Below are 4428 nucleotides of genomic sequence, written 5' to 3'. Positions count from 1 at the left end.
TCTGGCTAACAGGCTTTTGGGGGTGATAAAGGGAAAACTTCTGGCGATTGCGCCTAAATGAAGTGATATACAGAAGGTTGACCCATATCGTTACCCCAGAGAGTGTTATAGAGAAAGTTGACCTATAATATGTAGTTATGTTTTCAAGAGAAGAGAAGAAATGTTATCAACACTTCTAAGTAAAGCTGTACAAAAAGCTCAAGAACTACCAGAAGCAATTCAAGACGAACTGGCAGAGCAGTTTATTGAAGACATCGAAAATGAAATCAAATGGCAAGAAACATTATCTAAACCCCAAGACAGCTTAATTCTCAAAGAACTTGCTCAGAAAGCTATTGCGGATTCAGAAAACGGACAGACTGAAGAAATGGGATTTGATGAGCTATGAAGTCGGAACTAAATCCAGATTTCGTCGGCTTATTTCAACAGCTACCAGACAGAGTGAAAAGAACAGCCAGAAAAAATTACAAGTTATGGAAAGATAACCCAAGTCATCCAAGCTTAGAATTTAAGGAGGTCAATCAAGAAGACCAGATCTGGTCAATCAGAGTCGGTATAGGTTGGAGAGCGCTAGGAAGAATCAAGAGTAAGAATGTAATTGTTTGGTTTTGGATAGGCTCTCACGCAGAGTATGACAAATTGTTAAAGAAGTTGTGAACCAAGAAACATAACAAATCACCGCACCCGAAATAATAGTGAAATTTTGTGATAAAGTGCAGTCATATCTAAGAATCTTTGCTATAATCACGCAAAGCTTTTGTGATAATTTTCCTTAAAGGAGATTGTTTGCAGTAAGCTAATCTGGCTAACAGGCTTTTGGAGTTGATATAGGGAAAAGTTCTGGCAATCGCGCCTAAATGGAGTGATATACAAAAGGTTGACCCATATCGTTACCCCAGAGAGTGTTGTACGGAAAGTTTCCGTTCGACAAAGGATTTCTCGGTTGGTGAGAGAGAGTCTATCTTTCTCTGAAAAAATGGAGAATCACGTTAGGAATAGAGATATGCGAAGTAATAGTTTTATGATGGTTCCATTATCTCTTTTGGCTTGGATGGTGATCAGTCAACCAGTAAAAGCAGAAAGAGTTTGTCAAGTAACAGACCCTACTGGTACTCCTCTTAACGTTCGTGACAGACCAAATGGACAAGTAGTTAATGCCTTGCGTAATGGTAGAGAAGTCTACATACATAAGACAGCTTATGACCGGCAAGGTCGTCCTTGGGTTTTAGTAGGTGGTTATTACAAAGGTGTCTACAGAACTTGGGGCTGGGTCTTTAGGGAATTCGTGAGTTGTTATAATCGATGACTGTACGGTAGTGCGATCGCCGATCTTGTAGGGTGCGTTCCCTAATGCAAGTCCCACTGCTCCAGCGATCAATTTTGGGGAACGCACCATGCCCATTGATTAAAACTGTGGGTTTAAGTGTGGTGTGGGCTAATCTGGCTAACAGGCTTTTGGACGTGATATAAGGATAGTATGGGTGACGGTTTATCTGATGACGGAGAATGGATATGTGGAGGATGTTTTTCAGGCATTGCTTACCCCGCTAAAGGTTAAAATGATCATGAAGAAATAGAATTACTCTAATGAAACTAGATCGTATTACGAGCCATCCAAACCGTATGAATGGGCAACCCTGCATTCGTAATCTTCGCCTTACGGTTCGTCGAGTGATTGAGCTACTGGCAACTTATCCCGATCGAGCAGAATTACATCAAGAGTTTCCGGAACTGGAGGATGAAGATATTCGACAAGCCCTAATTTTTGCCTCTTCCTACTTGGATGATCGCATCATTGAACTTCCTAATCGCTATGAAGCTGTTGCTTGATCAGGGACTACCGCTTTCTGCGGCAACTTTATTATGTGATGCTGGGATCGACACTATTCATGTTGGCCAAATAGGGATGTCTGAAGCTGAAGACTCAGACATTATCCAAAGGGCTAGAGACGAGGGACGGGTTGTTGCTACTCTCGATGCGGATTTCCATACATTGCTGGCACTTGATGTGGCGAATACTCCTTCAGTCATTCGCATTCGGGTTGAAAGATTACGCGCCCAAGCACTTACGAATCTTTTGTTGACAGTAATCGCTGAGTGCGAGGAGGATTTAGAACAAGGATCAGCCATTACGGTTGAGCCAAGCCGTATTCGTATTCGTCGTTTACCATTAGTGTCTGATGTCTAACCGTTGCACACCGACCGTATTCAGTCTCTTTGTTGAGTCCAAGAAGTTACTAGCGGCGGGTGAACGGAAACGTTATACTGAATCGGTTTTTAATAGCATGATTAACCCCCAATCCAACTTGAAAAACCCGCTCCCTTCTTCCCACTCTTCCATACCTTTTAAACAGGATTTAGTATGACTATCTAGGGTTTGCTGAATAAGTACGGGCGAAGCATTCGGATAGAAAATCTACGTTTTCACCGATAGGTTATTGCCCGAATGCTTCGCCCCTACAGGACGCGGGCCGATGAAGACGCAAGGTTTTGAACGACGATTCTCTCAAAATCTTGCACCTGTTTCGCTCGTAAAGCCCCAAAACCCTTACTTTGCCTACATTTCAAATTTATTCAGCAAACCCTATCTAAATTACTCGTTAAGACTGTCTATGAGCAGGGAGCAGGGAGAAAAAACCTGACTCCCGATGACTGAAAGCTGATCACTGACAAAACCTATCCCAAAACGATCAAATCGCGCAGGGATTGAATTTCCTCGGTTTGTAAACGCGCCCCAAAAGTAGAAACCACCCGGGCAGCCGCTAGAGAAGCGAGATTTCCCGCCCCTTTGTAACCCATACCGTGGGTAATGCCGTAGAGAAACGCACCTGCGTACATATCCCCCGCGCCGACGGTATCGATCGCCTGTACGGGATGGGGGTCAATTTCCAGGAGATTTTCGCCATCATAGATCAAAGAACCATTGGCACCCCGGGTGATAGCGAATCCTTGGGCAATGGTTTTAAAATAGGCGATCGCTGACTCAATTTCCTCGCTGCCGGAAATAGTCAAAGCTTCCGACTCATTAGCGAAAACGAAATCTAACCCCGTTCCGATCATTTCCAGTAATCCCTCCCGGAAGAAGATCGCCATATTGGGATCCGACAGGGATAAAGCGGTTTTGACTCCAGCAGCCTGAGCAATTTCTCGCCCTTTAATAGCGGCAGCTTTGGCAGTGGGAGAGGTGACGAGATAACCTTCGAGATAGAGATAATCGGCATTAACGATCGCTGAAGGTACTAATTCTCGTTCGGAAATTTCCCCGGTGATGCCGAGAAAAGTATTCATGGTGCGATCGGCATCGGGAGTCACGAAAACTAGACATTTTCCCGTGATTCCCACCTCTTTTTCGCCACCGTGTTCATTGGTATGCAAACCACAGGCGCGCAGATCTTGCAGATAAAACTTACCTAATTCGTCATTGCCCACTTTACAGGAATAGAAACCTCTACCCCCCAACTGAGCGATCGCTACTAGGGTATTCGCCGCCGATCCGCCGCCGCTGCGTTTACAATCAAGAGCCAATTTTTCCATCAACTGGGTTTGACGATTTTCGTCCACCAGCGTCATCACTCCTTTATCGATGCCCAATTCTTGCAGTAATTCAGGAGAGACTTGAAATTCCATATCGACGAGCGCGTTACCGATCCCATAAACGTTGTATTGTTTGCCCATAATTTAGTCGATCGCCTAAAAATACTTTGTTACTGATAGTAGGGAAATAAGGAGCAAAAAGCTAGGGGCTTTTTTCAGCCAGAGAATATCATAATCAAAAATAATGGGTGTGCTAGTCTCACACCCCCAGTAATTTGTGTTAAGTTTTGTTTAACTAAGCAACTTTAAGCCTCATCGTAGGCTTCTAGATCCAACAGATAAAGATAAGATTCGGCTAATTCCTGCCTTTGAAAAGCGATCGCTCGCAGCAGATGCCAATCCCGCAAAGCCTCGAAGGGGTTACTATACTCATCTTTTTCTAGTCGTTCGGCCAAAGACGCAATATCAGCGGCGGTATACTTGGCAATATCTTGATCAGTGAAGCTTATAACTGTCATTTCTGCACCTCCCTCGACCTTTGTTCTATTTCTAGCCTAACATATATTCTGAGTTGAAAAAATGCCTTCCCCGCCAAGTTAAGAACTGTAAATGCAAGGGTAATTGTGGTACAATTCCAGCAAAAAAGCTATTTTTGATTGATCTTCTATGAAAACAGCCCTCATTACCGGTGCTTCCACCGGTATCGGCGTCGTCTTTGCCCGTCAACTTGCCCAACGGCAAATGGAGCTAATTTTAGTCGCTAGATCCAGAGATAGGTAATGATTTGGTAGTAGTGGCGTAGCCCTCTTGCTTACCTGGTATGAATTGTGTTAAATATTTATTAATAAAAATAATTGCAACCCGCTCAGTCTTTAAACCTCTAGCTTGATCATG

Annotated in this window: 6 protein-coding genes and 1 pseudogene; 5 read left to right on the top strand and 2 right to left on the bottom strand. The window is 43.7% G+C overall.

Translation table 11 applies throughout. The features are described 5' to 3' along the window. Positions 1-160: 160 nt before the first annotated feature. From PX636_RS09905 to PX636_RS09890, 4 genes are all read left to right on the top strand, one after another. The gene (locus tag PX636_RS09905; protein WP_002758339.1) at positions 161-388 is read left to right on the top strand and encodes a hypothetical protein; all 228 of its coding nucleotides are present in this window, start codon (positions 161-163) and stop codon (positions 386-388) included. Next, the gene (locus PX636_RS09900; RefSeq protein WP_052277675.1) at positions 385-657 is read left to right on the top strand and encodes a ParE family toxin-like protein; all 273 of its coding nucleotides are present in this window, start codon (positions 385-387) and stop codon (positions 655-657) included. The genes PX636_RS09905 and PX636_RS09900 overlap by 4 nt, the downstream gene beginning before the upstream one ends. A gap of 930 nt (positions 658-1587) precedes the next feature. Further along, positions 1588-1830 (top strand): DUF433 domain-containing protein, encoded by a 243-nt coding sequence (locus PX636_RS09895; RefSeq protein ID WP_002790012.1) that lies wholly within the window; start codon positions 1588-1590, stop codon positions 1828-1830. Next, positions 1784-2188 (top strand): DUF5615 family PIN-like protein, encoded by a 405-nt coding sequence (locus PX636_RS09890; protein WP_306766103.1) that lies wholly within the window; start codon positions 1784-1786, stop codon positions 2186-2188. The genes PX636_RS09895 and PX636_RS09890 overlap by 47 nt, the downstream gene beginning before the upstream one ends. Positions 2189-2676: 488 nt before the next feature. Here the strand turns inward: PX636_RS09890 and PX636_RS09885 are convergent, their stop codons facing one another. Both PX636_RS09885 and isiD read right to left on the bottom strand, forming a co-directional pair. Beyond that, positions 2677-3675, bottom strand: coding sequence for an adenosine kinase (locus PX636_RS09885; protein ID WP_288116982.1), 999 nt, complete (start codon positions 3673-3675; stop codon positions 2677-2679). Between the two features lie 164 nt (positions 3676-3839). Next, positions 3840-4052 (bottom strand): protein IsiD, encoded by a 213-nt coding sequence (gene isiD, locus PX636_RS09880; protein ID WP_002796844.1) that lies wholly within the window; start codon positions 4050-4052, stop codon positions 3840-3842. 148 nt (positions 4053-4200) lie between these two features. On the opposite strand from isiD, the pseudogene PX636_RS09875 reads away from it, so the two are divergent. Next, positions 4201-4311: pseudogene (locus tag PX636_RS09875) on the top strand (SDR family NAD(P)-dependent oxidoreductase); the annotation flags it as partial. Between the last annotated feature and the right edge of the window lie 117 nt (positions 4312-4428).

Origin of the sequence: Microcystis sp. M53598_WE2 (assembly GCF_030067735.1) — a bacterium.
Taxonomy (GTDB): Bacteria; Cyanobacteriota; Cyanobacteriia; order Cyanobacteriales; family Microcystaceae; genus Microcystis; species Microcystis aeruginosa.
The sequence above is the reverse complement of the archived record's forward strand: the minus strand, read 5'-3'. Positions and strand labels throughout refer to the sequence as shown.

Bases quoted from the DNA above. Each gene is read 5' to 3' on its own strand.
- PX636_RS09905 (WP_002758339.1), top strand. From the start codon at position 161: ATGTTATCAACACTTCTAAGTAAAGCTGTACAAAAAGCTCAAGAACTA.
- PX636_RS09900 (WP_052277675.1), top strand. From the start codon at position 385: ATGAAGTCGGAACTAAATCCAGATTTCGTCGGCTTATTTCAACAGCTA.
- PX636_RS09895 (WP_002790012.1), top strand. From the start codon at position 1,588: ATGAAACTAGATCGTATTACGAGCCATCCAAACCGTATGAATGGGCAA.
- PX636_RS09890 (WP_306766103.1), top strand. From the start codon at position 1,784: ATGATCGCATCATTGAACTTCCTAATCGCTATGAAGCTGTTGCTTGAT.
- PX636_RS09885 (WP_288116982.1), bottom strand. From the start codon at position 3,675: ATGGGCAAACAATACAACGTTTATGGGATCGGTAACGCGCTCGTCGAT.
- isiD (WP_002796844.1), bottom strand. From the start codon at position 4,052: ATGACAGTTATAAGCTTCACTGATCAAGATATTGCCAAGTATACCGCC.